Genomic DNA, 26,153 nt, shown 5'->3' on the forward strand with positions numbered 1-26,153 from the left:
GCATCCGACGTTACATCCGCCGCCACCGCCCAGCTGCCGCTGCCCTTTATATTCGCGGCCTCCGTCAGTTTCGCCCGCCGCAATCCCCGTCCCGGCGTGAGGAAAGAGATCGCTTCCAGAAGGTTGGTTTTGCCGCTGCCGTTCGCGCCCGTCAGAACGACAGGACGGTAATCCGCTTCAACCTTCAAATGCGTATAATTGCGAAAATCAGTCAAAATCAGGCGCGTAATAACATAGGCCGACACAAATGGCTCCTCTATGGCGACACCCATTGTCCCGGGCCGATGACTCACGGTGCTGTCAGGGCCGCCATATCACACCCGCATCGGCATCAGAACATAGAGCGCCCCTTCATCGGCGCTGTCCTTCACGATGGTTGGCGATCCCGCGTCGGCAAACAGGAAGCGGGCATTCTCGCCATCAATCTGACCGGTGATATCAAGCAGGTATTTCGAGTTGAAGCCGATTTCCATTTCATCCGACCCGTAGGAAGCCGCAACTTCCTCCGTGGCGCTTCCTGCCTCTGCCCCGGTCGCGGAGAGGGTGATCAGATTGCCACTCAGGGAGAGTTTGATGGCGCGGGTTTTCTCGGTTGCAACCGTGGACACACGGTCAACGGCCTGGGCGAAGGACTTGCCATCCAGCTCAAGCACCTTGTCGTTGCCTTCCGGAATGACCCGTTCATAGTCCGGGAAGGTGCCGTCGATCAGTTTTGACGTCAGGATCGTATCGCCGAAGGAAAAGCAGATTTTAGTCTCCGAGAGGGAAATCGCGACCGGTTCGTCCCGCTCGTCAATCAGGCGGAGTACTTCGCTCACGGCCTTGCGCGGCACAATCACGCCCGGCATGCCCTCCGCATCCGACGGGATCGGGGTTTCGACCCGGGCAAGGCGATGGCCGTCTGTCGCCACCGCGCGCAGCATGGGCACGCCGTCCGTCTCCGCCGCATGCAGATAGATCCCGTTCAGGTAATAGCGGGTCTCTTCCGTTGAGATGGCGAAGCGCGTCTTGTCGATCAGGCGCTTCAGGATATTCGCGGCCAGCACGAAATTATGCGGCAGCTGATTGGTTTCCATCACCGGGAAGTCATCCTGCGGCAGGCAGGCCAGTGCGAATTTCGACTGGCCGCAGCGCACATAGATCCGTTCTTCCGCTGCGTTGTGGTCAAGCTCCACCTGACTGCCTTCGGGCAGCTTGCGGATGATGTCATAAAGGAGATGGGCCGGGACGGTCGTCGCCCCTTCGGTTCCAATATTCGCGGCGACCTTTTCATTGATCGCAATATCAAGATCTGTTGCCGTCAGGCCAAGAAACCCGTCCCGCGCATTTATCAGTATATTGGCGAGGATCGGGATTGTGTTGCGGCGTTCGACAACGCTTTGCACATGGCTCAAGGACGATAGCAAAGCGGAGCGTTCAATTGTCAGTTTCATTGGCTCAATCAGGCTTCAAATAGGTTACTCAAAAAGGGCTGTCATTATGCCCGATAAAGGCCGGTTACATCAATATAATTCTCCCCGGAACCGGCAATTCCGCCAACAGCCTAAGAATTTGATTCATAACCTTGAATCGAAATTCAGGCCGGTGCAGGAGACCATGCGCCACTATAGCAGAGAGAACACTGGAAACCTAGGCTTTTCGCCCGTTGCCGCAGGGCGGAAATCAGGCTGAAATTGCCTGTGATATCAGGAGCTTGCATCGCCCGATCGCCGCCGGGCAAACTGATAGGTTGCAACCAGTCCGATTGCCGCCGCCGGAAGGCAGGCAAGCGGGATCAACCAGGCAATTACAGTGATGACGGAAATGTCCGCTTCCTCAGTCAGGCCAGCGGCGTTGGCGAGAATGCCGGCATAGGCCGCACCAAGGGCGTAACCGAGCCGTTGCAGGGTCGGGATGGCGCTGGCAATCCGCTCATGTTCATTATCCGGCGCGAGCTTGATAGCCCGACGGAGGATGAAGGTCCAGGCAGTGCCGAAGCCGCCGCCCTGCATGGCCGCGAACACGGCAATCAGCCAGACCGGCCCATAGGGCAAGCTATAGGCATATCCCGGCAGGCTGATCGTCACGAGGATCATGCCGATGACAACCATCCGGCCGTCGTGCTTTTCCGCAACACCGGACACCAGGGAGGCAACAAGAGCCCATCCGATAGACATACAGGCCATCACATAGCCGCCAACGATGGGCGCCCGACCATGCAGTTCGGTGATCAGATAGGGGCCATAGACGGTGATGGCAACAGTCGTCGTCGAAAAGGCAAGGACAAGGGCCAGCGCCGCGCCGAGCGGAGTGAAGAGGTTAAGTGGTTTATGTGGCAACAGGCGGCTTTCTGCCCGCCGGCCGTCAAGGAAGAGAAAGAGAATGAGCGCCACGATGCCCAGGACAACGAACAGGCTGGTTTGCAGGACAGATATCTCGATTCCGCCGTACGCAATCAGGAAAACCCCGAGAGATAACCAGAAAAGCCGCTGAAGAGGAAAGCGGGCACGGATTTGTTCTGCCGGCTTTTCGTTCTTGCGCAACGTGAACTGTATCCATACTGCCATAAGAAGCGCCTGGACGGCAAAAAACCAGAAGCCGCCTTGCCAGGTGCCGTATTCGACAAAAAGCCCGCCCACGAGCGGCCCGATAAAAGCGGAGACACCCCATAAGGTGCTGATCGCACCGAGGGCACGGGCCGTCAACCGGCGTGGAAACAACTGGCTTACGGCGACAAAGGCCATGGCCATCAAGCCACCGCCGCCCAGGCCCTGAAACAAACGACCGACCAGAACCACCCACATTTCAGGTGCCAGTGCACTGATGGTGCAGCCAAGCGCGAAGAGAAGCGCTGCCAGCGTCATCGGCGCGCGCAGGCCATATTGCAGGACCATCAAGCCGCTGGCCGCCCCCGCGACGATGGAACCGATGCCATAGAGTGCCACCGTCCAGGAGATCAGCTCCGCCCCGCCGATCTCGGCGACAATCTGCGGCACCATGGTGGCGACCAGCAGGCTGTCGGCGGCATGAAGCCAGATGCCAAGGCTTACCAGGGCCAGGGACATCCCGTATTGCCGGTTAAGAACTTCGCGCCAGCGAACGGCGCCGCTCTGTTGTGGTTCATTCATGGAATGGCCCGCCTTTTTCTTGAAACCTTTTTGGGGGGTTATCCTCTCTGGTGCGGATCGTCTCGCTGCGGCTGCCTTCTACTCAAGCATTCGCATCAGCAGGTCTATATCTTCCGACAGGGCAATATCCTCCTGTCGCAGCTCGTCGATTTTCTTCAGGGCATGCATCACGGTTGTATGGTCACGGCCCCCGAATTTCCGGCCGATTTCCGGCAGGGAACGAGAGGTCAGATGCTTGGCCAGATACATTGCCACCTGACGCGGGCGGGCCACGGCGCGGGCGCGGCGGGCGGAATGCATGTCCGACATGCGGATGTTGAAATGCTCCGCCACTTTCTTCTGGATTTCCTCGATCGTGATGCGTCGGTCATTGGCGCGCAAGAGATCGCGCAGCACTTCCTGCGTGCTTTCCAGTGTCACGGCGCGCCCGACGAGATCGGAATAAGCCAGCACACGGTTCAATGCCCCTTCCAGCTCCCGCACGTTCGACGTGATGCGATGGGCAAGGAATTCCAAAATGCGCGGATCGATATTGATTTTCCCCTGCTCGACCTTCGATTGCAGGATGCCGAGGCGGAGCTCGTAATCGGTTGGGTGAATATCGGCGACCAACCCCCAGCCGAGCCGGGAGCGCATCCGTTCCTCCATCCCTTCAAGGTCGGTCGGGGACCGGTCGCCGGAGATGATGATCTGGTGATTCTGATCGACCAGCGCGTTGAAGGTGTGGAAAAATTCCTCCTGCGTGCTGTCCTTCCCGGCGATGAACTGCACATCGTCGATCATCAGCACATCGACGGAGCGGAACTGGTCCTTGAAATTCATCGTGTCCTTGAAACGAAGTGCGCGGATAAAGCGGTACATGAATTTTTCCGCCGAAAGATAGAGCACGCGCTTGTCCGGGCTGTTGGCGGCGATGGCATGGCCGATGGCATGCATCAAGTGGGTCTTGCCGAGTCCGACTCCGCCATAGAGATAAAGCGGATTAAAGGGCACGGAATCCTTCGCCTCCGCCACGCGGCGCGCGGCGGCATGGGCCAGTTCGTTTGATTTGCCGACAACGAAATTCTCGAACGTAAAGCGCGGATCGAGCGGCGCCATCAGGGACGGATCCGGAGTTGCGCCCGCTTCGACGGCGGCAACTGCCTTGCCATTGAAGGGCGCGCTCACATCGGCAAGGCCGAAGGTCGGCTTCTGCGCGGCGATGTTTTTCTTGTCGAGCGGTTTGACCCGGATATCGACGGCAGTGATCGATTTGTCTGCTGCGTTCCAAAGCTGCCGAATGCGGTTGGCGTAGTTGTTAAGCACCCAGTCGCACAAGAACCGCGTCGGCAACGTCATTGTCACCAATTTGCCGTCGATCTTCTCAAGCTCGATATTCTTCAGCCAGGAATTAAAGGTTGCAACGCCATATTCGCTGCGAAGCTTTTCCCTGATCTGCTTCCACTGTTCATTTCTTGTCATTACAGAAGCCTTTGAATTCGTCTGCGCTGTCATCAGCTCTGTTTCCAGTCGAGACCGGCGACTTTCCAGCCGCCGACAGTTCCCCGGTGGCCGCTCTGGTCGGGCCCACCCTCAAATCCTTCCAGGACGTTATAGGCGCGGCCATAGCCTGCCTGCGTTGCGGCCTCGGCGGCAGCGATTGAGCGCACGCCCGAGCGGCAGAGGAAAATCACGGGAGCGGTTTTGTTCGGCTGGATCGCGGAAATTTCGTCAATGAAGTTCATGTTCTTCGACATGTCGGGAAACAGAACCCAGGAGACGGGCTGGACCGTTTTACCGAGAGATGACAGATCAGGTAATCCCACATAGGCCCATTCTGCCGTTGTTCTGACATCTATCAGGACCGCTTCCGGGTCGCTTGCCAGTATATCCCATGTTTCCTGAACCGTCTTGTCACCGGCATAGGTTGCGTTGCTGCCGGGTGTTCCCCCATTTGTCATCCACAAATTTCCTTCGTTCCATTATGCTGAACAATGTCCGGTGTAGGTCCGGACATCAGCGAAAAAGACTTTCCGGCGGTTCCCCCCGGAAACCGCCCTTAAACTGGTACGCAACGCAGAACTTCATAAACCAACACGCAACTGAATACAGTGCCTCCCAAGCGGCGATTAGCCCCTTTTTTACCTCGACAATCTATGTGATTTAAGGATTGGGAGTGCTCCTTTAAGACCGGCGAGAGTAATCTTATCCACATCTCCCATGCAAGGAAAGGGTGACAGGAAAACCGAAATTTATTTTGTAAATTGATTGAACAAATTCTTGACCTACAAGATGTTGTAAACGGTTCCACAGCGGTAACGTTAACTGGTAAAAAGCCACGCGAAATCCGGCTGAGTGACACGCCTATAAAGCGCAATGACGCATAAAAAAAGCCGCGATCCATTTTCGGATCGCGGCTTGATTCTCAGATGATTCTCGTCTTAAGCGGAGAGCGCTTTTACTTTCGCGTTCAGACGTGAAATCTTGCGGGAGGCCGTGTTCTTCTTGTACACGCCCTTGACGACACCGCGGGTCAGTTCAGACTGGGCGATACGCAGCGCCTCGTTGGCTTTTGTCTGGTCCCCTTCCGTTACCGCCAGTTCGACCTTTTTCACATAGGTGCGAATGCGGCTGCGGCGGGCCCGGTTGCGTTCGGTCCGGACGTCTGTCTGTCGGATGCGTTTCAATGCAGATTTATGATGCGCCATGACAATCCTGTCTTTTAGCTTCGAAATTCGGAAGCCGGGTTATAACCAGCAGGAAATACGCCGTCAACAGAAGAATATCGATAATCGGGCGGAATTCGCAATTTTCCGCCCTTTAAGCTCGAATACCACGTTTTTCCGACGAGAGCCGACCTGTTTCTAGCGGTTTTTAAAATCCGGGGTGCGCTTTTCGGCGAAAGCAGACATGCCTTCTTTCTGATCTTCCGTCGAAAAAGTCGAATGAAAGACCCGCCGCTCAAACATGATTCCTTCGCGCAAGGTGGTCTCATAGGCCTTGTTGACACTCTCCTTGCACATCATGACGATGGGTTGGGACAGGTCGGCGATTTCGCCGGCGACCTTGATCGCCTCATCCATCAGGTCGTTGAGCGGAACAATGCGACTGACAAGTCCGGAGCTTTCCGCTTCCTCCGCGCTCATCATCCGGCCGGTCAGGCACATTTCCATGGCCTTCGCCTTGCCGACGGCGCGGGTCAGGCGCTGGGTGCCGCCAAGGCCGGGAATGGTGCCAAGCTTGATTTCGGGCTGCCCGAATTGTGCATTATCAGCGGCGAGGATAAAGTCGCACATCATTGCAAGCTCGCATCCACCGCCGAGAGCATAGCCCGCGACCGCCGCAATCACGGGTTTGCGGAAAGTGGACAGCCGCTCGGCATCCTGGCTCAGGAAATTGCTTTTATACACATCCATATAAGTCTTGGGCTGCATTTCGAGAATGTCCGCCCCGGCGGCGAATGCCTTTTCAGATCCCGTCAGGACGACGGCGCCGATCGTCTCGTCGGCCTCGAACTTGTCAAGGGCGTCGGCCAGTTCCACGAACAGCTCGGCACAGAGGGCGTTGAGGGCTTTCGGCCGGTCGAGGCGGATGATGCCGACGGCGCCTTTCGTATCGGTGACAATATTATTATAGGCCATGGGAGTATCCTGTTTTTAATTTGGTTGCGTCATTGGCGCCCATTATCTTCATGGAATCTTCTTTGTCCAGCCTAGCGCTGACATTTCGGGCAATAGAAGGTGGAGCGACCGGATTGCGTGATTCTGTGGATGCTGCCGCCGCATCCCGGGGTCGGGCAAGGCGCGCCCTCCTTGTCGTACGTGAGGAATCGATGCTGGAAATAACCGAGCTCTCCATCCGTGTGGCTGTAATTGCGCAATGTCGATCCGCCGGAGGCTATCGCCTCCTCCAGCACGGTGCGAATGGCGGCGGCAAGCCTGTCGGCGCGCTGGCCCTTGACATTCATGGCCAGGCGCTTGGGGGATATTCCGCTCCGGTGCAGTGCCTCGCAGGCATATATATTGCCGACACCGGCGACGATCCGTTGATCGAGGAGTGCGATCTTGATCGGTGTCTTGCGCCCCGCCAGCCGCTCGGCCAGCACGGGGCCGCTGAATTCATTCCCAAGCGGTTCCGGCCCGATCCCGACAAGCTGCGGATGGCTCTCCAGCAGGTCCGTTTTCGTTAGCAGCATAAAGCCGAAACGACGCGGATCATGATAGCGCACGCGAAGTCCCCGCGCGGTTTCGAAAATCACATGATCATGCTTGTCGAAAGGGCTTGTGGGATCCGGTTCGGGCTCGATGCGAAAACTTCCCGACATGCCAAGATGCCCGATCATTACCTCCCCGCCCTCCAGCGTCATCAGGATATATTTCGCGCGGCGACGGATCGCTTCGATCCTCCGGCGAGTCAGCGTTTCTGCAAAGCCCTCGGCAAAGGGAAAGCGCAAATTCGCGCGCCGCAGCGTGACGGCGGTGAACTGATCGCCGATCAGGGCCTGCTCCAGGCCGCGGCAGACGGTTTCGACTTCGGGTAATTCGGGCATGGCGGGACAGTAGCCTTATTTTATGCCTTGCGCTATGCTCTTATTTCGACCAAACAAGGCGATCAACTCATCCAGCAAACGGAAAGTGCGATGGCAGTTTCGGACAATTCATCGGACAGCACCCATTTCGGGTTTCGCGAGGTCCCGAAGGACGACAAAGCCGGGCTTGTGCGCGGTGTTTTTGACAGCGTTGCCGGGAATTACGACCTGATGAATGACCTGATGAGCGGCGGGGTTCATCGCCTTTGGAAATCGGCGATGATCGACTGGCTGATGCCGCGAAAGGGGCAGCATCTTCTCGATGTGGCGGGGGGCACTGGCGATATCGCCTTTCGCTTTCTTGACGCGGTGGAGGGGGATGGCCGGGTCACGGTGCTCGATATCAATCACGCAATGCTGAGCGTCGGACAGGACCGCGCCATCGATCAGGGGCGGCTTAAGGGGCTCGACTGGACAAACGGCGATGCGCAATCCCTCCCTCTTCCTGATAAATCGGTTGATGCCTATACGATCGCTTTCGGTATTCGCAATGTGACGGATATCCCGAAGGCACTGCGAGAGGCATATCGTGTTTTGAAGCCGGGCGGGCGGTTTCTCTGCCTGGAGTTCAGCAAAGTGGAGGCGCCGGTCCTGAAGGAATTTTACGATTTCTATTCTTTCAAGCTGCTGCCCGAGATTGGCGGCATTGTGGCGAAGGACAAACCGTCATACCAATATCTGGTGGAGAGTATCCGCCAGTTTCCGGATGCGGATCGCTTCGCCGACATGCTGCGGGAGGCGGGCTTTGGGCAAGTCAAGTATCGCCGCCTTTCCGGTGGTATCGCGGCATTGCACTCTGGCTGGCGGTTGTAGGAGCGACATTCTGTGATCCGGACTATCAACAATTCCCTACGGTTGCTCTTCGTTGCCCGGACGCTGGCGCGGCATGACGCCCTCTTTTTCCTCGATAATTTCGAGCGGCTGCCAGTCTATCTTGTGTTGCTGCGCAAGATCATGCCGCTCTTTGCCGTTGGCGCCACGCGCAGCAAGGACCTCCGTGATGGGGAACGGCTCGCAAATGCGCTGCAGGAACTGGGGCCTAGTTTTATCAAGCTCGGTCAGGCGCTCTCCGTGCGGGCCGATCTGATCGGGGAGGATATGGTGCTCGACCTTGGCAATCTGCGCGATCGCCTGCCGCCCTTCCCGTTTGAAAAGGCGCGCGAGACTATCGAATATGAGTTGCAGGCGCCGCTTGAAGAATTATTCGCGGAGTTTAACCCCGAGCCTGTCGCGGCGGCCTCCATTGCGCAGGTGCATTTCGCGAAAGTGCGGGAGTTGGTCCCTGCCCCGACGGAAGAAAATCCTGCGGCGACCGAGGAAATCCTCCGCGATGTGGCGGTGAAGATCCTGCGCCCCCATATCGAGGATGCGTTTGAGCGGGATTTGAGGCTTTTCTACTGGCTGTCCGAGCTGGTGGAGCGGTATCAGCCGCATATGCGCCGCCTGAGGCTGACCAAGATTGTCGATACCATGGCCGATTCCGTCGAGCTGGAGATGGACCTCCGGCTGGAGGCCGCCGCCGCCTCTGAAATGGCGGAAAATTTCGCGGAAGACCCCGAATTCGACGTGCCCGAGATTGATTGGCAACGTACGGCGCAGCGGGTGATGACCCAGAGCCGTATCGACGGGATCAGCATTTCAAAGAAAGAAGAACTGATCGCGGCCGGCCATGACCTCAACGCGCTCGCCGACAATGTCATCCGCGTTTTCCTCCATCAGGTGCTGCGCGACGGCTTTTTCCATGCGGATATGCATCACGGTAACCTGTTCGTGACACCAGACGGACGGTTGGCCGCCGTTGATTTCGGCATCATGGGTCGGATGAGCCGGGAGACCCGGTTGTTCATGGCGGAAATGCTCTATGCCTTTCTCACTCGCGATTATTTGCGGGCGGCGGAAATCCATTTCGAGGCGGGCTATGTGCCAAAGCATAAATCTCTCGCCAATTTTGCGCAGGCTTGCCGCTCCATCGGGGAGCCCATCCTCGGCCGCCCGGTCAATGAAATTTCCATCGCGCGGCTGCTGGTGCAGCTTTTTCAGATTACCGAAACTTTCGAGATGGAAACCCAGCCGCAGCTTCTTCTGCTGCAGAAGACGATGGTCACCGCCGAAGGCGTGGCGCAGAGCCTGAATACGGAAATCAACTTCTGGGAATCCGCGTCCCCGACCGTTGAGCACTGGATGCGGGAGAATATGGGCATTGAGGCGCAGGCCGCTGATGTGGTGAAGGACGGCATCGCGCTCCTTCGCAAGATCCCGGCGATTGTGACCAAGGCCGATGATCTGCTGAGTGAGATGGAAAGCCGGGAGAAAGCGCTTCGGGAGGAGATGGAAGCCGATACAGTCGCGACAGAGCGGCGTTATCGCACGGGTTATCTCGTGGGCGGTGTGTTTCTCGGCGCCCTCGCCGCCTATCTCCTGACGCTTGCGATTTGATCTTCTGGAAATTCTCGGTTTAATTCTCGACGCCCGCAAGAAATAGCTTGCGGGACGCCAGGGGAATATTTATATTTTACAGAAAAGATCAGTAAAATATTGGATACAGGTGGATTCGGGCGCAAATCTAATGAATAAATCGGTTTTGCTAATTATCGGGGGCGGCATCGCGGCCTATAAGTCGCTGGAGCTTATCCGCCTGCTGTCGAAACAGGGCATTCGCACCCGCGCGATCCTGACCAAGGCGGCGAAAGAATTCGTGACCCCCCTTTCCGTCGGCTCCCTGACCGGGGAGAAGGTCTTTGACGATCTCTTCTCCCTCACCGATGAGGCAGAAATGGGCCATATCGAGCTTTCCCGCAGCACGGATCTTCTGGTGGTCGCCCCGGCAACGGCGGATTTGATGGCGAAAATGGCAACAGGTCAAGCGACCGACCTGGCGACGACCGCCCTTCTCGCAACCGACAAGCCGGTCCTGATCGCGCCCGCCATGAATGTCCGCATGTGGGAGCATCCGGCGACACAACGCAACCTCAAAACACTGACAGGCGACGGGGTTATGACTATCGGCCCGGATGAGGGCGATATGGCCTGCGGTGAATATGGTCCGGGCCGAATGGCGGAACCGGCGGCGATCTGCGGTGCAATTGTCGATTTTTTTCAAAATAGCGCCGAAAAGCCCCTCCGGGGGCGGAAAATGCTTGTGACCGCCGGGCCGACCCATGAACCGATTGATCCGGTGCGCTATATCGCAAACCGTTCCTCGGGCAAGCAGGGCTATGCCATTGCCGCCGCGCTCGCCGATCTCGGCGCGGAGGTGACGCTTGTCTCCGGCCCGACCCGATTGGATGCACCGCGCGGGGTGACACGGAAATCGGTCGAATCCGCGAAAGACATGCTCGCCGCCTGCGAGGACGCCCTGCCCGTCGATGGTGCCATATTTGCCGCCGCTGTTGCCGACTGGCGCGTCGAGACGGAGGCGAACCAGAAAATCAAGAAGCGCGTCGGTGAGCTGCCCCGCCTGTCGCTAGCTGAAAACCCGGATATTCTGGCGACGGTCAGCGCACTCCAATCCGGCCGGCCCGCACTGGTGGTTGGTTTCGCGGCGGAGACGGAAACAATTATCGAAAATGGCAAGACCAAGCTCGCCAAAAAGGGCTGCGACTGGATCGTTGCCAATGATGTGGGAACGGATACCGGCACTTTCGGCGGCGATGAAAACCGGGTGTTCCTGTTGACGGCGGAGCAGGTCGAGGACTGGCCAAAGCAAAGTAAGGACGCCGTGGCGCGCACATTGGCGATGCGAATTGCCAATTTTTTTCAAGAGGTTGACGCATGACTGACGTAACTATTTCCATCACCCGCCTGCCCCATGGGGAAAGCCTGCCCCTGCCATCCTATGAAACGGCGGACAGTGCAGGGATGGATATCCGTGCCGCCGTGGAAACAGCGATGGAGATTCCGCCGGGAGGACGGGCATTGGTCCCGACGGGCTTCAAGATGGCCCTGCCGCGCGGGTTTGAGGCGCAAGTCCGGCCTCGCTCCGGCCTTGCGCTGAAGAAAGGCATTACCCTTCCGAACAGCCCCGGCACCATCGATGCGGATTATCGCGGGGAGATTGGCGTTATCCTGATGAATGCGGGCGAGGAAACCTTCGTTATTGAGCGCGGAGACCGGATTGCACAGATGGTGATCGCGCCGGTGATACAGGCGGGCTGGCGTGAGATGGAAACCCTTGATGAGACAGTGCGCGGCGAAGGCGGTTTCGGCTCCACCGGTGTTGCGGAAGTGGAAGAGGTGGGCTGAGCGATGTTACATCTGCCGAAGAAAATGCTCTATGCGCTGGAGGCGGTGGTCGATATCGCCTTTAATGCGCGCCCCGATCCGGTGCAATCGAAGGAAATCACCAAGCGACAGGGGATTCCGCTTCGCTATCTGGAGCAGGTGATGCAACAGCTTGTCCATGGTGGCATATTGAAGGGCGTGCGGGGCCCTCGCGGCGGGTATCGTCTCGCGCGGGAGCGGCGGCGGATCACAGCGGGTGATGTCATCCGGGTGATCAGCGCAGCGGAGGCCGAAGAGGATGCTCAGATTTTCACCTCCGATATCGGGCAGAACGTAGTCGGGCCGCTCTGGCACGAGGCGCAGGCCTGCCTGCTGTCGGAGCTAGACAGCGTCACTCTTGAAGATCTCTGCCAGCGGGCCGTGGAAAAGGGCGAGGTTGAGGCGCCTAGCGATGCCTCGCATTTTGAAATTTAGGCAATAAAACAACAAGTTGAGCTAAAAAATGAAAAATGATCCGCCGCGCGGCAAAATCTATGATTCCATTGTCGATACCATCGGGGCGACCCCGCTCGTCCGGGCGCGCCGGATCACAAAAGACTGCCGGAGTAAGGTCGACATTCTGCTGAAGCTGGAGTTTTTCAATCCGCTGGCCTCCGTCAAGGACCGCATCGCCGCCGCGATGATTGAATCCATGGAAGAGGCGGGCCTGATCGGCGAGAAGACCGCGATTATCGAGCCAACTTCCGGCAATACCGGCATCGGCCTCGCCTTTGTCTGCGCCGCGAAAGGATATCATCTGACACTGGTGATGCCGGAAAGCATGTCGATGGAGCGGCGCAAGATGCTGAAACTCCTCGGTGCCAATCTGGAACTGACCGACGCGGCGAAGGGGATGAACGGCGCCATCGCCCGGGCAGAGGAGTTAAAGGCCGAAATCGGCGATGCGGTTATTCCGCAGCAGTTCGAAAACCCGGCCAATCCGGCCGTTCACAAGGTGACGACAGCGGAGGAAATACTCGCTGATACCGGCGGCAAGGTCGATGTGGTGGTAATAGGTGTTGGTACCGGCGGCACCCTGACTGGCGTCGGCACGGTATTAAAGGCAAAAGACGCAAATATCCGCATTGTGGCGGTGGAGCCCGAAGACAGCCCCGTCCTTTCTGGCGGGCAGCCCGGTCCGCACAAGATTCAGGGGATCGGCGCGGGCTTTTCGCCGAAAAACCTCGATGAGAGCCTGATTGACGAAGTACTCACCATCGGCAATGAAACCGCGTTTGAAACCGCGCGAGAGGTGGCACGTCTGGAAGGGATTCCCGTCGGTATTTCCTCCGGTGCGGCGGTGGCGGCGGCACTGGAAATCGCCGATCGGCCCGACATGGACGGTAAAACAATCGTCGTTATCATTCCGTCCTTTGCCGAGAGATATCTCACAACCGCGCTGTTTGACGGTCTCTGACGCCATGGCGCTCAGCGACGATCAGCTTGACCGTTACGCCCGCCATATCATCCTGCGCGAGATTGGCGGCGCGGGCCAACAGAAGCTGCTGCGCTCGAAAGTGCTGATCGTCGGGGCGGGGGGGCTGGGCTCTCCCTTGGCTCTCTATCTTGCCGCGGCCGGGGTTGGCACCCTCGGGATTATTGATGATGATGCAGTGGATCTCTCCAACCTGCAGCGACAAATCGCCCATGGTACCGCCGATATCGGCTCGGCGAAGGTAAAAAGTGCGGCCAAGGCGGTCGCGGCGATCAACCCGGATATTGACGTGATCCAATATCATGAGCGACTGACCGTGGACAATATCGAGGAGATTATCGCCGATTATGATCTTGTGGCCGACGGCACTGATAATTTCGAGATCCGTTTTTTGCTCAATGATGCCTGCTATTTCTCGCAAAAAACGCTCGTTTCGGGGGCAATTTTGCAGTTTGACGGGCAGATCACCACATTCAAACCCTATCAGAAAGGCGCAAATCCCTGCTACCGCTGTCTCTTTCCTGCACCTCCGCCACCCGATGTGGCGCAGACCTGCGGCGAGGCAGGGGTCCTGGGCGCGCTGGCCGGTGTGGTCGGCACGCTCCAGGCGGTCGAAGTGGTAAAGGAACTGCTCATCATCGGGGAAGGGCTCTCAGGCCAGTTGCTTCTCTATGATGCGCTCGCCGCCGAGTTTCGTAAAATCAAAATCCCCCGCGATCCCAACTGCCCGCTCTGCGGTGATAGTCCGACGATCACGGACTTATCCCGGCATCCTCACATGAAATAGGCCGCCGCGAGAGTGAGGGACAAGGGCAGGGTGATCATGGAGATCATGGTCTGCACCGTGATAATGCCCGCCATCACCTCCGCATCCGCCCCCAGGAGCTTGGCAAGCGCATAGCCGGAGCTGGCCGTCGGAATCGTGCCGTAGATGATCAGGACCATCGCGGCAACCCCCTCCAGCCCCGTGGCGATGGCCGCCCCTGCGATCACCAGCGGGAAGATCACCAGCTTCAGCGCGGTTGAGATCACGACATAAAGCGCGCCGGTATGGATGGATTTGATCTTGAGGCCGGCGCCAACGCAAAGAAGTGCGAAAGGCAACGCGGCTTTGGAGAGTAGCCCGGCGAAATTGCTGATGACGGGGAGGGGGCCGATCCCGGAAAAATTAAGGAACGCCCCGATGGCAATGGCAATAATCAGGGGGTTACGCACAATCTCCCGCACCAGCCGCTGTTTGAGCGTATGGGTGGTTGACCGACCCTGATAGCCGACAAGAACGGAGACACAGAATAAATTGGTTGCAGGCACCAGCACGGCGGTGGCAACGGCCGCGAGCAGAATCCCCTCCGCTCCGTAGAGGTAATCGGCAACCGCGAAGGCGATAAAGGTGTTATGCCGCGCCGCGCCCTGAAAGACGGATCCGCCGATGCGGGGATCAATCCTGAGTAACTTGACGGCGAGCAGGGAGAGCAGCCCCGTCACCGCCAGCGCGCCGAGAAGGGCAAGGGCATAGCTGCCGACAAGATCGTTACTGAAGGGGGCGGTTGTGGTGTTATAGAAAAGCAGTGCCGGGAACAGGACCCAATAGACGACCCGGTCCGCATTATGCCAGAAATCACCGCCCGGAAAGCCGTTTCGCCGCAGCAAATTGCCGAGCACCAACAACAAGAAGATCGGCAGCACGGAAAGCGATATCGCCCACATGTTCGAAAATCCTTTTTATTGTTGATACAAGTCCGGGGTTAGCCTGTCTTGTGGTCGATAATGCGGCGTTTGACCAGCAGAAAAAATTCTGGACTTATTGCTTCTTGGCTTTTGGTATGACGAAAGCTTTTTCATCTGAGTCAAAAAAACCCGGCCAGAAGCCGGGTTTTAAGTATTGATTTTAAGGAAGGTCGTTACGCGATTTTCGGCGCGGATTGTAGCACATCATCCTCGACATAGTCGGTGAACTGCTCGAAATTCTCGATAAAGCGGGTCACCAGATCTTTCGCCTTCACGTCATAGGCCGCCTTGTCCGCCCAGGTATTGCGTGGGTTCAGGATGTCGGACGGGACACCGGCGCAGGATGTTGGCATGGCGAGGCCGAAGAAGGGATCCTTTTCTGTCTCGACCTTGGCCAGCGTGCCATCAAGGGCGGCATTGACGAGCGCGCGCGTATGGCCGATCGGCATGCGGTGGCCGGTGCCATATTCGCCGCCGGTCCAACCGGTGTTGACGAGCCAGCAGTTGACGCCATGCTTGGCGATTTTCTCGCCGAGCAGCTTGGCATAAACCGCCGGATGACGCGGCATGAAGGGTGCACCGAAACAGGTGGAGAAGGTCGCCTGCGGTTCATTACCGAGGCCTTTTTCCGTGCCCGCAAGCTTCGCAGTATAACCGGAGAGGAAGTGATACATCGCCTGTTCCGGCGTCAGCTTCGAGATGGGAGGCAGAACACCGAACGCATCGGCCGTCAGCATCACCACATTGGTCGGGAAACCCGCAACGCCCGTTTCGGACGCATTCGGGATAAACTCGATCGGGTAGGAGGCGCGGGTGTTTTCCGTCAGGCTGTTGTCGTCGAGGTCGAGTTCGCCGGTATCCGGGTCCATCACCACATTTTCGAGAACCGTGCCGAAACGGCGGGTGGTCTCATAGATTTCCGGCTCCGCCTCTTTCGAGAGGTTGATCACCTTGGCGTAGCAGCCGCCTTCAAAGTTGAAGACGCCGTCATCGGACCAGCCATGCTCGTCATCGCCGATCAGCATCTTGCTCGCATCGGCGGAGAGGGTGGTCTTGCCGGTGCCCGACAGGCCGAAGAAGACACTGGAGTTACCTTCCTCGCTCACATTGATGGAGCAATGCATCGGCAGGATATTTTTTTCCGGCAGCAGGTAATTAAGGATGGAGAAGACCGATTTTTTGATCTCCCCGGCGTAGGACGTACCGCCGATAATTACCAGCTTCTCGGCAAAATTCGGCAGGACGAATACTTCAGAGCGGGTGCCGTCAACGGCAGGGTCCGCCTCGAATGAGGGAACCTGCAGAATGGTGAACTCCGGCTCAAAATCGTCGAGCTCGCTCGGCGCGGGCTGGATAAACATGTTGCGGGCAAAAAGATTGTGCCAGGCGCATTCCGTAATAATCCGGACCCGCAGCCGATTATTGGCATCGGCACCGGCGTAGCAATCCTGAACAAATACTTCTTTGCCTGAAAGATAATCGCACATTTTTTCATGCAGGGCGGAGAATTTGTCGGCGTCGATCGGCTTGTTGACCGCGCCCCACCAGATATTCTTCTCGCTGCCGGGTTCCTTCACAATGAATTTGTCATTGGCGGATCGGCCCGTATGCTGGCCTGTCAGGGCGACAAGCGGGCCACCGGCGGCAAGGGAGGCTTCTCCGCGCAAGAGGGATTCGCGGTACAAAGCCGGCGTTGATAAGTTCCAATATGCCTTGCCCAGGTTGCCAAGGCCGTTCCTGTCCAGCCCATAACTACTCTTACGGGGTCCAATTTGCTCCACAATCTTTCTCCAGTGCTGTCTTAAAGAGATGCCCTGTTCCGGGCTTTTCGTTTCAGAATAAGGCGCATGTATAAGGCGCGCAATACGGCTGTCACCAAAAAAGCGACTTAAAATCCTTCATTTTTTGCGACTGTTTCATTTTTCCCTTGAATTTATGCCACTTAAAACAGAACCGCTGAATTTTCTATTAACTTCTTGCGCTTTTTAAAAGCCCGATAATTCCCTTGCGGACCTCCTCCGCGCTCGCGGTGGGCGCAGGAAAGAGAATCCGTTCATATTGCCAGCCCTTCCGGAGATCCATTCCCTCCACATCGATACCGCATATTTCCCAACCCTCTGTGGGCTTGCCTGTTGCCGCCGTCACCAGCTCCTGCACGGCGTCTGCATGGTCCGAATTCATATGATCGATGATATCTTTCTCGGCCTCGCTCGCGGCAAGGAAGCCCGGATCGATCAGGAATTTACCCCCGTCGAGCCAATGGATATCGCCAAAACCGGCGACCAGATGCGCGCGGGAGACATTCATACGGTAGAGCTTGAAGTCCGTAAAATCCGCGAAATCCTGCGTGGACGGGAAACGGCGGAGATAGCGGGCCTTCAGGCCACTTTCCTCAACTATGTCAAGAACCCCCTCGGCCGAGATGCGGGGCAGGGTGAGCGGGTCGCGATCCCCCGGCGCCTCCGCAATCAGAATGGAGGCATTTGCATTCCTGGCAATATTCTTGCTGTGCACGGCGAGATCGGAAAGCAGAAGGAGCGGCTGCCCCGCCGGATCGGTCGCCATCAGGACCAGAGACGCATAGGGCTGATCATCGGTCGTCATCATGGTGGCGAGGGAGGCGGAGGACGCCCGGCGAAGGAGACGGCGCACTGTCTCGGCCCGAATATCGATTTTGGTTGATTCTGTCATCTGTCTGTTTTGCGAAAAATTCGCAAAAAAGCAAAAGAAAAATTGCGAGTCCTTCTTAAAAACTGAAATTAGGCGGGTTTTAGGTGCCATTCCGGCGGTAAATTCGCCTTGGACATTCTGTTGCCTTATTTTGACTAAATGTAGATGGCAATTAGATGCGACAGATCATACAATACAGGTGATGACATGAATCTGGGGACTGACATGGCGACGAAAGTAGCCCTGGTCGATGATGACCAAAATATTCTGACCACCGTTTCGATCCTGCTGGAAAGCGAAGGGTTTGAGGTGGATAAATATTCGGACGGGGAGGAGGCGCTGAAAGGCTTTGCCGACAGCCCGCCGGATCTTGCGGTGCTGGATATCAAGATGCCACGTATGGACGGGATGGAGCTTTTGAACCGTCTGCGCCGGACAAGCAGCCTGCCGGTGATTTTCCTGACCTCCAAGGATGACGAGATTGACGAGTTCCTCGGCCTCAAGATGGGTGCCGACGACTATGTCCGCAAACCCTTCTCGCAGCGCCTGCTGGTGGAACGTATCCGCACTGTCCTTCGGCGCCATGGCTCCGTGAAGGAGAATGAGAGCGAAGGCGAGGAAGATATCATGCTGCGGGGCAAGCTCAAGCTCGACAGCATCCGCCACGCCTGTTTCTGGGATGGCCGGGAAGTCACCCTGACAGTGACCGAATTTATGCTTCTGCATGCGCTGGCGCTGCGCCCGGGTCATGTAAAAAGCCGCGATCAGCTGATGGATGCGGCCTATGATGACAATATATATGTGGATGATCGCACGATCGACAGCCATATCAAGCGGCTGCGCAAGAAGATCAAGGCAACGGACCCCGACTTTTCCGCCATCGAAACCCTGTATGGCGTCGGATATCGGTTCAAGGAAAAATAGTACCGGAACGGTTCAGACGGAATGAATGTGGATCCCAAACTCCATGGCGGCGACCAAGTTCCTGACGAGAAAAAATCGGAGAACCGGGAGAAAAAGGTAAGGCGAGGCCCCTTTTCCTCTCTTGGTCGCCGGATCATGGCGATCAATCTTTTCTCCGTTGTTTTTCTGGCGGGCGGTGTTCTGTACCTTGACCAGTTCCGTGACGGCCTGATCGAGGCGCGGTTCCAGGCGCTGACGACAAATGGCCGAATGATTGCCGGCGCCCTCGGCGAGGCGGCGTTGCAGGAAGTCTCTCTCGACGGTCAGGTGCAGTATCTGACGCTCGATTCCCTCCCCATCAAGCGCGTTCTCCGTCGGCTTTCCATTGTGACCAATACCCCGGGGCTGCTGTTTGACCGGGAAGGGGTGCTGATCGCGGACAGTCGCCGCCTGATCTCCGCCGGGCGTAATATCGTGTCCGAGGAATTGCCCCCGCCGGAGGTAAAAAGCCCTGTCCGGCTCTTCTTCGAGGAGCTCTATGACGGCTGGGAAAAGCTGTTCCCGGCGAAATATGACTATCCGCTCTTTCCGACCAACCCGATCCCGAGCGGGGCTGATTTTCAGGAAATCGGCACCGCCATCAATGGTGACAACGGGCGCATGACCCGCCAGACATATAATGGGGAGCTTGTCCTTTCCGTGTCCGTGCCTGTGCAGGGTTTCAAGCATATTCTGGGCGGGCTGCTGCTGACGGAAAGCGGAAACAGCATCGATGAATCCGTGCGCTCGGCGCAGGTGACGACGCTGATTGTCTTCGCGGTGACGTTGGTGATCACGCTCCTCCTCTCCCTCTTCCTTGCGCGCACCATCGCCGCACCGATCCATATGCTGGCAGAGGCCGCAGACAAGGTGCGGCGCGGCATTGGCCGGCGCATGGTCATTCCTGATTTCTCGGAGAGAAAAGACGAAATCGGCGATCTGTCCGTCTCTTTCCGGGCGATGACCACCGCGCTTTATGATCGGCTCGACGCGATTGAGGCCTTTGCGGCCGACGTTGCCCATGAATTGAAAAATCCGCTCACCTCTCTCGGCACGGCGGTGCAGGCGTTCGAGCGGGTGAAGGATGAGGAAATACGTGAAAAACTCCGCGCGGTTATCGTCAGTGATGTAAAAAGGCTCGATCGCCTGATCACGGACATTTCGGCGGCGAGCCGCCTGGATGCGGAACTCTCCCGCTCGGAAGGGGAGCCGGTCGATCTGATCAAGCTGGTGGAAGGCGTGCTGGACGGGTATCGCACGACGCAGATGTTCACCGCCATCTCCTTTGATTTCAAGCAGCCGGAAAAGGCCGTCAAAGTCATGGGTCTGCCGGGCCGTTTGGGCCAGGTGCTCCGGAACCTGATTGATAATGCTGTCTCCTTCTCGCCGGAAGCTGGCCAGGTCTTGATCCGCCTGAAGGAGGAAGACACATCTGTTATCCTCAGCGTCGAGGACGAAGGCCCCGGCATTCCGGAGAACAAGCTTGACGCTATTTTCAGCCGTTTCTATACGGAACGACCAAAGGCCGAGGGCTTTGGCCGTCATTCCGGGCTCGGCCTCAGCATTTCCCGGTTGGTTATCGATGCCCATGGCGGGACGATTTCGGCGCAGAACCGGACGGATGCTTCCGGTAAGGTGCTGGGCGCTATGTTCCTAATAAAGTTGCCAAAATAGGAAGGTCTGGCATAGGGTCGCTAGTATGATCAGATGTCACGCCAGTTCAGTCGAGATTGAGGGCCGGGGAGTCCTATTGCGCGGTCCGTCAGGGTCCGGAAAATCCGATCTTGCGCTCCGCCTTGTTGATGGCGGCGGAACCCTCATTTCCGATGACTATACCGAAATTCATCTTCGCGATGGCGGGGTCTATCTGAAGGCGCCTGCCGAAATTGCCGGGAAGATAGAAGTGCGCGGCCTCGGTCTGATGCCGCTCCCTGCGGTTAGCGATATTCCGCTTGCGCTTGTCTTTGATCTGATGCCCTATAATCAGATTGATCGGGCACCAGCAGCTGATGTCGCTGTTTTTGACGGGATAGAAATTCCGCTACGCGCGCTGGACCCGTTTATGGCGTCGGCGTCGGCCATTGTCCGTCTCGCGCTCCGTCAAAATCCGTTGCTCACAGGATATGAATAATATGGACCCGGAGGACCGGCCCCGAAATCAGGTAGTTATCGTCTCCGGCCTCTCCGGTGCGGGCAAGAGCACGGCGCTTCGTCAGTTTGAGGATATGGGGTGGGAAGTCGCGGATAATATTCCGCTTTCCCTCCTGACGGCAATGGTGGATGAGGCGGGCGATGGCGGCGCGGCAAATCTCGCGATCGGCATTGATTTCAGGACGAGAGGCTTCTCGACCGATCAGGTGCTGGAAGTGACTACGGGACTGCGGGCGAAAGGGCATGATCCGGTCCGGCTTTTGTTCATGGACTGTGACGAGGCAGTGTTGCAACGACGCTTTACCGAAACCCGCCGTCGCCATCCGCTGGCCAAGGATCGACCGGTCGGAGACGGGATTCGCCAGGAAAAACACCGCCTCAGCGGGCTGAAGAGCGCGGCGGACCTCCGGATCGACAGCACCAACCTGTCCCAACCCGAACTTAAACGCATCCTGACCGGGCATTTCAGCCTGCAACGGTCCTCCCGCCTGTCGGTGACGGTGATGTCCTTCTCATATGTTAACGGCATCCCGCGCGAATCTGACCTGATGTTCGATGTTCGCTTTTTGCAGAACCCTTTTTATGACAGCCGGCTGAGGCCGATGACGGGGCGGGACAGGGACGTGGCCGACTTCATTGCGGAAGACCCGGCTTATGCCGAGTTTATGGATCAGGTGGAGAAATTGCTCCTCCTTCTGCTGCCGCGCTATGTGGAGGAAGGGAAATCCTATCTCACCATTGCCTTTGGCTGCACGGGGGGGCGGCATCGCTCTGTGTGCGTTGCAGAAAAAATTCATGACCTGGTGGTAAATTCCGGCTATTTTGCTAATTTGGTGCACCGCGATCTGGCGGATGCCGGACTGACAAGCGGATAGGAAACGACGTGCCATTTCAAAAAGGGATGAGGCGAATATGATCGGAATGGTTTTGGTGACCCACGGCCGGTTGGCGGAGGAATTCGTCAATGCGACGGAACATGTCGTGGGACCGCAAACCCAGGTGCGCGCCATATCGATTGGCCCGGATGATGATATGGAACAACGGCGCCAGGATATTCTCGCCGCCGTGGCCGAGGTGGAAAGCGGCGCCGGGGTGATTATCCTGACTGATATGTTCGGTGGCACGCCGTCCAACCTTGCCATTTCAGTGATGGAAAAAGCGAATGTCGAGGTGATCGCCGGTATCAATCTGCCGATGCTGATCAAGCTGGCAAGCGTGCGCGGGGAGGATAATATGGCCAATGCGGTCGCCGCCGCGCAAGAATCGGGTCGGAAATATATCAATGTTGCTTCTCACCTGCTGGCCGATAAATCCTGATATGACTAAGTGCAAGTGTGTATCTACACAAGGGCCGCGCCGGTGAAGTGCGATCTGGTGATCAGCAATGCCCGTGGCCTGCATGCCCGAGCGGCGGCCAAATTTGTTAAATGTGCGGAAAAATTCGACGCCGATATTCATGTCATCAAAGGGGAAACGCAGGTTTCCGGCTCCTCGATCATGGGGCTGATGATGCTTGCCGCCTCCAACGGGACAACAATCTCCGTGGAAGCGAGCGGCCCTGATTCTGCCGCCGCCGTAGAGGCTTTGTCGGAACTGGTCGCGGACAAGTTCGGCGAGGAGTGAAAAATCGACAGTAATTGTCGTTATAACGATATAAATATTTCTTTATATGTATTGATTTGGCGCAGCAGGATTGCTATACAGACGGTAACCAAGGTCGGGGCCCGTCCATCTGCGGGCATGCCATTTTTAGAATTTTATGCGAAAGAGCAGGACATGACGAAATTTGAAGATTTCAAGGTCGCGGATTTGTCGCTGGCCGACTGGGGCCGCAAGGAAATCAATATTGCGGAAACCGAAATGCCGGGCCTGATGGCGCTGCGCGAGGAATTTGGTGACAAGAAGCCACTGAAAGGCGCGCGCATCGCGGGCTGCCTCCACATGACGATCCAAACAGCGGTCCTGATTGAAACGCTGACGGCGCTGGGCGCGGAAGTGCGCTGGTCTTCCTGCAACATCTTTTCAACCCAGGATCAGGCCGCCGCAGCGATTGCCGCGAGCGGGGTTCCCGTCTTCGCCTGGAAAGGCGAAACCGAGGAAGAGGCGCTCTGGTGTATTATCCAGACGATCGAGGGACCGGACGGCTGGCATCCGAACCTCATCCTCGATGATGGCGGCGACCTTACGCAGGTGATGCATGACGATTATCCGGAACTGATGAAGGATGTTCTGGGCCTGTCCGAGGAAACCACGACCGGTGTTCATCGCCTCTATGAAATGGCGAAAGCGGGAACGCTGAAGGTTCCGGCGATCAATGTCAATGACTCGGTCACAAAATCGAAATTCGACAATCTCTACGGCTGCCGCGAAAGTCTTGTTGACGGTATCAAGCGGGCAACCGACGTGATGATCGCGGGCAAGGTCGCCGTGGTCTGCGGCTATGGCGATGTCGGCAAAGGCTCTTCCGCCTCTCTTCGGAGCCAGGGCGCGCGCGTCATGGTGACCGAAATCGATCCGATCTGCGCGCTGCAGGCGGCGATGGAAGGCTATGAAGTCGTCACCCTTGATGAAGCGGCAAAATTTGGCGATATTTTCGTCACCACCACCGGCAATATCGATGTCATCACTCTCGATCACATGCGGGACATGAAGGACCGCGCGATTGTCTGCAACATCGGCCATTTCGACAGCGAAATCCAGATCAATGCTCTGCGCAACTACGCCTGGCACAATGTGAAGCCGCAGGTCGATGAGGTTGAGTTCCCCGATGGCAAGCGCCTGATCGTGTTGGCCGAGGGCCGTCTGGTCAATCTCGGGTGCGCGACCGGCCATCCCAGCTTTGTGATGAGCGCGTCCTTCACCAATCAGGTGCTGGCGCAGATCGAGCTGTGGGAACGCCATGACACGTATAAGAATGAAGTCTATGTGCTGCCCAAGCATCTGGACGAGAAAGTTGCGCGGCTGCATCTCGACAAGCTCGGTGCGCGGCTGACCGAACTGACAACAGAGCAGGCGGACTATATCGCCGTGCCGCAGGTCGGGCCGTTCAAGCCGGATCACTATCGATATTAATTACCCCGCAGGTGACATACTGCCTGATTAAAGAGAAATGGCTGGCGGGACTATCCCTCCGGCCATTTTTTTTCTATTCTCTGGAAGATGTCGCCGAGCGTAGGGGGTGGCACCATGAAAAACGACACCATCATGGTAAGATAGATAGGCAAAAGCTTTGAGCCGGCAAGGATGATAGAAGATTTTACCTCAACACAGTTGACCCTCGTCTGGTTGTTGACGCTCGCTGTTATCGGCTTGCTGATGGCATTTTTCGTCATGCGCAAGAAGGCGCTGGCCCTCCTTGGCCAGATCGATCGGGAAAGTGAACAGCAGCAAGGCTATGAAGAGACGATCGATACCCTGACATCGGAAAAGGAGCGGGTGCAGTCGGAGGTTATTTCGCTGAAATCTTCTCTTGCGACGGTGCGGCAGGAACGCGATGACTTTATCGATTTATTGAACGCGGCCCCCCTTCCGGTCTGGCGTCGCGACCAGAATTCCAAGATTATCTGGCGGAACCGGAAATATTCGGACATCGTGGGTATCGCCGATGAAGAAGAAACGGTGCCGGAGCTGGCATCAAGCCGCGATCCGGATCAGGCCCGGAAGCTGGCAACGAAGGCGCGGGTGACCGGCGTCACCCAGAGCGAAACCCGGCGATATATCGTCGAAGGAGATCGGCTCAGCTTCAAAATTGTCGAAACCCCGCTGGAGTTCGACAATCAACTCGCGGGATTTGCGCTGGACGCCACCGGGGAGGCGGAGCTTTCCGAAGAACTTAAGCGCCATATCGACGGCCATGCGGATGTGCTGGAGAATATGGCGAGTGCCATCGCCATTTATGGCCCGGATCAGCGGCTCGAATTCTTCAATCAGACCTACGCCAAGCTCTGGCGGATGAGTGATGATTTCCTCTATGGCAAACCAACCATCAGTGAAGTGCTGGACAAGCAGCGGGAGTTGCGCCGCCTGCCGGAACAGGCGGACTTTGCCTCCTACAAGGAGAAGCGCCGGGCGCTCTTTACCAATGTGATCGAGATGCGGGAGGAGCTTACGCAGCTCCCCGACGAGACGGTCCTCCGCAACATTATCACGCCGCATCCCTTCGGTGGCCTTTTGTTCCTGTTCGAGGATGTAACGGACAAGGTCGTGCTGGAACGCGCGCGCAATACCCAGATTGCGGTTCAGCGCGCGACGCTGGATAACCTCTATGAAGGGGTGGCGGTGTTTGGCTCCGATGCGCGACTCAAACTCTATAACGCCGCCTATTGCGCGATTTGGGATGTTGAAGAAGAATTTTTGCGCGAAGATATCCATATAGCGCAGATAATTGATCATTTTCTGGAAAAGTCGGATTTGGAATGGCCTGACGACCTTCGCGAGAAATATATCGCCAATGTCACGCACCGAGATGCGGCGAGTGGGCGCATTGAACACCCCCGCGGGAATATTATCGACTTCAACCGTGTACCGCTGCCGGATGGCAATGTACTCTTTACCTATGTCGATGTGACGCATGAGCTTCGGGCGCAGCGGGCACTGCAGGAACGGAACGAGGCGCTGGAAGCCGCGGACAAGATGAAAACCGAATTCGTGGCAAGCGTGAGCCATGAGCTCAGGACCCCGCTCAACACCATCATTGGGTTTGCCGAAATTCTGGTGAAGGAATTCTTCGGCCCGCTCAACGACAAGCAGGTCGAATACGGACAGGGCATTCTCGACAGTTCCGATCATCTCTTGCTGCTGATCAACGACATTCTCGACATGGCAAATATTCAGGCGGGTAAGATGGAGCTTGAAAAGGCGCCCGTTGATTTCGCGGCGATGCTCCGGACTGTCACGCCTCTGGTGCAGGATCGCGCGAGCAAACGGCATCTTGAGATCAAAACTGAAATCGATACCGACCTCGGGTTTGTCGAGGTGGATGAACGGCGCATCAAGCAGGTGATCTTCAACCTCTTCAGCAACGCCATCAAGTTCACGCCGGCAAAAGGCGAGATTGTCCTTGGCGCGCATAAGACGGGTGAAGGCTATGTGATGACCGTCCGGGACAACGGCAAAGGGATCGCCGAGGATCAGATCGAGCATATTTTTGAACGCTTCACGAAGGGCGATACCACGAAGCAGAATGCGGGTGCCGGTCTCGGTCTCTCGTTGGTGAAAAGCTTTGTTGAATTGCATGGGGGCCATGTCGAGCTCACGTCCAGGGAAAATGTCGGCACGACCGTTTCCTGCTATC

General features: G+C 57.1%; 26 protein-coding genes. 15 read left to right on the forward strand and 11 right to left on the reverse strand.

The genetic code is table 11. The features are described 5' to 3' along the window. The 8 genes from P1U71_RS08845 to mutM form a co-directional block, all read right to left on the reverse strand. Positions 1-272: AAA family ATPase (locus P1U71_RS08845; protein ID WP_367281156.1), on the reverse strand; the 272-nt coding region annotated here is incomplete at its 3' end. A gap of 42 nt (positions 273-314) precedes the next feature. Next, entirely contained in the window at positions 315-1,433 is a 1,119-nt protein-coding gene (dnaN, locus tag P1U71_RS08850; protein WP_301105222.1) for a DNA polymerase III subunit beta, read from the reverse strand. 252 nt (positions 1,434-1,685) lie between these two features. Further along, a complete protein-coding gene (locus P1U71_RS08855) occupies positions 1,686-3,107 on the reverse strand; it encodes an MFS transporter (protein WP_301105223.1) in 1,422 nt (473 codons plus the stop codon). 78 nt (positions 3,108-3,185) lie between these two features. Beyond that, positions 3,186-4,568 (reverse strand): chromosomal replication initiator protein DnaA, encoded by a 1,383-nt coding sequence (dnaA, locus tag P1U71_RS08860; RefSeq protein WP_301105224.1) that lies wholly within the window; start codon positions 4,566-4,568, stop codon positions 3,186-3,188. Between the two features lie 32 nt (positions 4,569-4,600). After that, complete coding sequence (locus P1U71_RS08865; protein WP_301105225.1) at positions 4,601-5,047, reverse strand: rhodanese-like domain-containing protein; 447 nt, start codon at positions 5,045-5,047, stop codon at positions 4,601-4,603. Positions 5,048-5,527: 480 nt separating this feature from the next. Next, positions 5,528-5,794: a 30S ribosomal protein S20 gene (gene rpsT / locus P1U71_RS08870; protein WP_301105226.1), complete on the reverse strand. Its 267-nt coding sequence runs from the start codon at positions 5,792-5,794 to the stop codon at positions 5,528-5,530. Between the two features lie 156 nt (positions 5,795-5,950). Continuing rightward, positions 5,951-6,727 carry an enoyl-CoA hydratase gene (locus tag P1U71_RS08875; protein WP_301105227.1) on the reverse strand — a complete coding sequence of 259 codons (777 nt, stop codon included), beginning with the start codon at positions 6,725-6,727 and terminating at the stop codon, positions 5,951-5,953. Between the two features lie 71 nt (positions 6,728-6,798). Then, positions 6,799-7,635, reverse strand: a complete 837-nt coding sequence (gene mutM, locus P1U71_RS08880) for a bifunctional DNA-formamidopyrimidine glycosylase/DNA-(apurinic or apyrimidinic site) lyase (RefSeq protein WP_301105228.1) — start codon at positions 7,633-7,635, stop codon at positions 6,799-6,801. 90 nt (positions 7,636-7,725) lie between these two features. Between mutM and ubiE the strand changes: the two genes are divergently transcribed. The 7 genes from ubiE to moeB all read left to right on the forward strand — a co-directional run bounded on the left by ubiE (position 7,726) and on the right by moeB (position 14,156). Continuing rightward, positions 7,726-8,487 carry a bifunctional demethylmenaquinone methyltransferase/2-methoxy-6-polyprenyl-1,4-benzoquinol methylase UbiE gene (gene ubiE / locus P1U71_RS08885; RefSeq protein ID WP_301105229.1) on the forward strand — a complete coding sequence of 254 codons (762 nt, stop codon included), beginning with the start codon at positions 7,726-7,728 and terminating at the stop codon, positions 8,485-8,487. 12 nt (positions 8,488-8,499) lie between these two features. Continuing rightward, the gene (ubiB, locus tag P1U71_RS08890; RefSeq protein WP_301105230.1) at positions 8,500-10,110 is read left to right on the forward strand and encodes a 2-polyprenylphenol 6-hydroxylase; all 1,611 of its coding nucleotides are present in this window, start codon (positions 8,500-8,502) and stop codon (positions 10,108-10,110) included. 130 nt (positions 10,111-10,240) lie between these two features. After that, complete coding sequence (gene coaBC / locus P1U71_RS08895; RefSeq protein ID WP_301105231.1) at positions 10,241-11,449, forward strand: bifunctional phosphopantothenoylcysteine decarboxylase/phosphopantothenate--cysteine ligase CoaBC; 1,209 nt, start codon at positions 10,241-10,243, stop codon at positions 11,447-11,449. Next, complete coding sequence (gene dut / locus P1U71_RS08900) at positions 11,446-11,916, forward strand: dUTP diphosphatase (protein ID WP_301105232.1); 471 nt, start codon at positions 11,446-11,448, stop codon at positions 11,914-11,916. The genes coaBC and dut overlap by 4 nt, the downstream gene beginning before the upstream one ends. A 3-nt stretch (positions 11,917-11,919) precedes the next feature. After that, a complete protein-coding gene (locus tag P1U71_RS08905; protein ID WP_301105233.1) occupies positions 11,920-12,369 on the forward strand; it encodes an Rrf2 family transcriptional regulator in 450 nt (149 codons plus the stop codon). A 28-nt stretch (positions 12,370-12,397) separates the two neighbouring features. After that, on the forward strand, positions 12,398-13,351 hold the full coding sequence (gene cysK, locus P1U71_RS08910; RefSeq protein ID WP_301105234.1) for a cysteine synthase A: 954 nt from the start codon (positions 12,398-12,400) through the stop codon (positions 13,349-13,351). Positions 13,352-13,355: 4 nt separating this feature from the next. Further along, positions 13,356-14,156: a molybdopterin-synthase adenylyltransferase MoeB gene (gene moeB, locus P1U71_RS08915; protein ID WP_301105235.1), complete on the forward strand. Its 801-nt coding sequence runs from the start codon at positions 13,356-13,358 to the stop codon at positions 14,154-14,156. Here the strand turns inward: moeB and P1U71_RS08920 are convergent. The 3 genes from P1U71_RS08920 to P1U71_RS08930 all read right to left on the reverse strand — a co-directional run bounded on the left by P1U71_RS08920 (position 14,144) and on the right by P1U71_RS08930 (position 17,788). After that, entirely contained in the window at positions 14,144-15,076 is a 933-nt protein-coding gene (locus P1U71_RS08920; protein ID WP_301105236.1) for an AEC family transporter, read from the reverse strand. The genes moeB and P1U71_RS08920 overlap by 13 nt on opposite strands. Before the next feature lie 194 nt (positions 15,077-15,270). Continuing rightward, positions 15,271-16,878, reverse strand: a complete 1,608-nt coding sequence (locus P1U71_RS08925; RefSeq protein WP_301105237.1) for a phosphoenolpyruvate carboxykinase — start codon at positions 16,876-16,878, stop codon at positions 15,271-15,273. 187 nt (positions 16,879-17,065) lie between these two features. Further along, positions 17,066-17,788, reverse strand: a complete 723-nt coding sequence (locus tag P1U71_RS08930) for a DUF2470 domain-containing protein (protein WP_301105238.1) — start codon at positions 17,786-17,788, stop codon at positions 17,066-17,068. 204 nt (positions 17,789-17,992) lie between these two features. Between P1U71_RS08930 and P1U71_RS08935 the strand changes: the two genes are divergently transcribed. The 8 genes from P1U71_RS08935 to P1U71_RS08970 form a co-directional block, all read left to right on the forward strand. Beyond that, positions 17,993-18,691, forward strand: a complete 699-nt coding sequence (locus tag P1U71_RS08935; protein ID WP_367281157.1) for a response regulator transcription factor — start codon at positions 17,993-17,995, stop codon at positions 18,689-18,691. 21 nt (positions 18,692-18,712) lie between these two features. Then, complete coding sequence (locus P1U71_RS08940; RefSeq protein ID WP_301105240.1) at positions 18,713-20,383, forward strand: stimulus-sensing domain-containing protein; 1,671 nt, start codon at positions 18,713-18,715, stop codon at positions 20,381-20,383. A 25-nt stretch (positions 20,384-20,408) separates the two neighbouring features. Beyond that, on the forward strand, positions 20,409-20,840 hold the full coding sequence (locus tag P1U71_RS08945; protein WP_301105241.1) for an HPr kinase/phosphorylase: 432 nt from the start codon (positions 20,409-20,411) through the stop codon (positions 20,838-20,840). Between the two features lies 1 nt (position 20,841). Beyond that, positions 20,842-21,735 (forward strand): RNase adapter RapZ, encoded by an 894-nt coding sequence (gene rapZ, locus P1U71_RS08950; protein ID WP_301105242.1) that lies wholly within the window; start codon positions 20,842-20,844, stop codon positions 21,733-21,735. A 37-nt stretch (positions 21,736-21,772) separates the two neighbouring features. Beyond that, entirely contained in the window at positions 21,773-22,177 is a 405-nt protein-coding gene (locus tag P1U71_RS08955) for a PTS sugar transporter subunit IIA (RefSeq protein WP_207042374.1), read from the forward strand. Between the two features lie 42 nt (positions 22,178-22,219). Further along, complete coding sequence (locus P1U71_RS08960; RefSeq protein ID WP_301105243.1) at positions 22,220-22,483, forward strand: HPr family phosphocarrier protein; 264 nt, start codon at positions 22,220-22,222, stop codon at positions 22,481-22,483. A 153-nt stretch (positions 22,484-22,636) separates the two neighbouring features. Further along, positions 22,637-23,932: an adenosylhomocysteinase gene (gene ahcY, locus P1U71_RS08965; protein WP_301105244.1), complete on the forward strand. Its 1,296-nt coding sequence runs from the start codon at positions 22,637-22,639 to the stop codon at positions 23,930-23,932. 171 nt (positions 23,933-24,103) lie between these two features. Beyond that, a partial coding sequence (locus P1U71_RS08970; protein WP_301105245.1) for a PAS-domain containing protein occupies positions 24,104-26,153 on the forward strand: 2,050 nt, incomplete at its 3' end.

The organism is Sneathiella sp. (assembly GCF_029233945.1).
GTDB lineage: Bacteria > Pseudomonadota > Alphaproteobacteria > Sneathiellales > Sneathiellaceae > Sneathiella.

Bases quoted from the DNA above. Each gene is read 5' to 3' on its own strand.
- dnaN (WP_301105222.1), bottom strand. From the start codon at position 1,433: ATGAAACTGACAATTGAACGCTCCGCTTTGCTATCGTCCTTGAGCCAT.
- P1U71_RS08855 (WP_301105223.1), bottom strand. From the start codon at position 3,107: ATGAATGAACCACAACAGAGCGGCGCCGTTCGCTGGCGCGAAGTTCTT.
- dnaA (WP_301105224.1), bottom strand. From the start codon at position 4,568: ATGACAAGAAATGAACAGTGGAAGCAGATCAGGGAAAAGCTTCGCAGC.
- P1U71_RS08865 (WP_301105225.1), bottom strand. From the start codon at position 5,047: ATGACAAATGGGGGAACACCCGGCAGCAACGCAACCTATGCCGGTGAC.
- rpsT (WP_301105226.1), bottom strand. From the start codon at position 5,794: ATGGCGCATCATAAATCTGCATTGAAACGCATCCGACAGACAGACGTC.
- P1U71_RS08875 (WP_301105227.1), bottom strand. From the start codon at position 6,727: ATGGCCTATAATAATATTGTCACCGATACGAAAGGCGCCGTCGGCATC.
- mutM (WP_301105228.1), bottom strand. From the start codon at position 7,635: ATGCCCGAATTACCCGAAGTCGAAACCGTCTGCCGCGGCCTGGAGCAG.
- ubiE (WP_301105229.1), top strand. From the start codon at position 7,726: ATGGCAGTTTCGGACAATTCATCGGACAGCACCCATTTCGGGTTTCGC.
- coaBC (WP_301105231.1), top strand. From the start codon at position 10,241: ATGAATAAATCGGTTTTGCTAATTATCGGGGGCGGCATCGCGGCCTAT.
- dut (WP_301105232.1), top strand. From the start codon at position 11,446: ATGACTGACGTAACTATTTCCATCACCCGCCTGCCCCATGGGGAAAGC.
- P1U71_RS08905 (WP_301105233.1), top strand. From the start codon at position 11,920: ATGTTACATCTGCCGAAGAAAATGCTCTATGCGCTGGAGGCGGTGGTC.
- cysK (WP_301105234.1), top strand. From the start codon at position 12,398: ATGAAAAATGATCCGCCGCGCGGCAAAATCTATGATTCCATTGTCGAT.
- moeB (WP_301105235.1), top strand. From the start codon at position 13,356: ATGGCGCTCAGCGACGATCAGCTTGACCGTTACGCCCGCCATATCATC.
- P1U71_RS08920 (WP_301105236.1), bottom strand. From the start codon at position 15,076: ATGTGGGCGATATCGCTTTCCGTGCTGCCGATCTTCTTGTTGTTGGTG.
- P1U71_RS08930 (WP_301105238.1), bottom strand. From the start codon at position 17,788: ATGACAGAATCAACCAAAATCGATATTCGGGCCGAGACAGTGCGCCGT.
- P1U71_RS08935 (WP_367281157.1), top strand. From the start codon at position 17,993: ATGGCGACGAAAGTAGCCCTGGTCGATGATGACCAAAATATTCTGACC.
- P1U71_RS08940 (WP_301105240.1), top strand. From the start codon at position 18,713: ATGAATGTGGATCCCAAACTCCATGGCGGCGACCAAGTTCCTGACGAG.
- P1U71_RS08945 (WP_301105241.1), top strand. From the start codon at position 20,409: ATGATCAGATGTCACGCCAGTTCAGTCGAGATTGAGGGCCGGGGAGTC.
- rapZ (WP_301105242.1), top strand. From the start codon at position 20,842: ATGGACCCGGAGGACCGGCCCCGAAATCAGGTAGTTATCGTCTCCGGC.
- P1U71_RS08955 (WP_207042374.1), top strand. From the start codon at position 21,773: ATGATCGGAATGGTTTTGGTGACCCACGGCCGGTTGGCGGAGGAATTC.
- ahcY (WP_301105244.1), top strand. From the start codon at position 22,637: ATGACGAAATTTGAAGATTTCAAGGTCGCGGATTTGTCGCTGGCCGAC.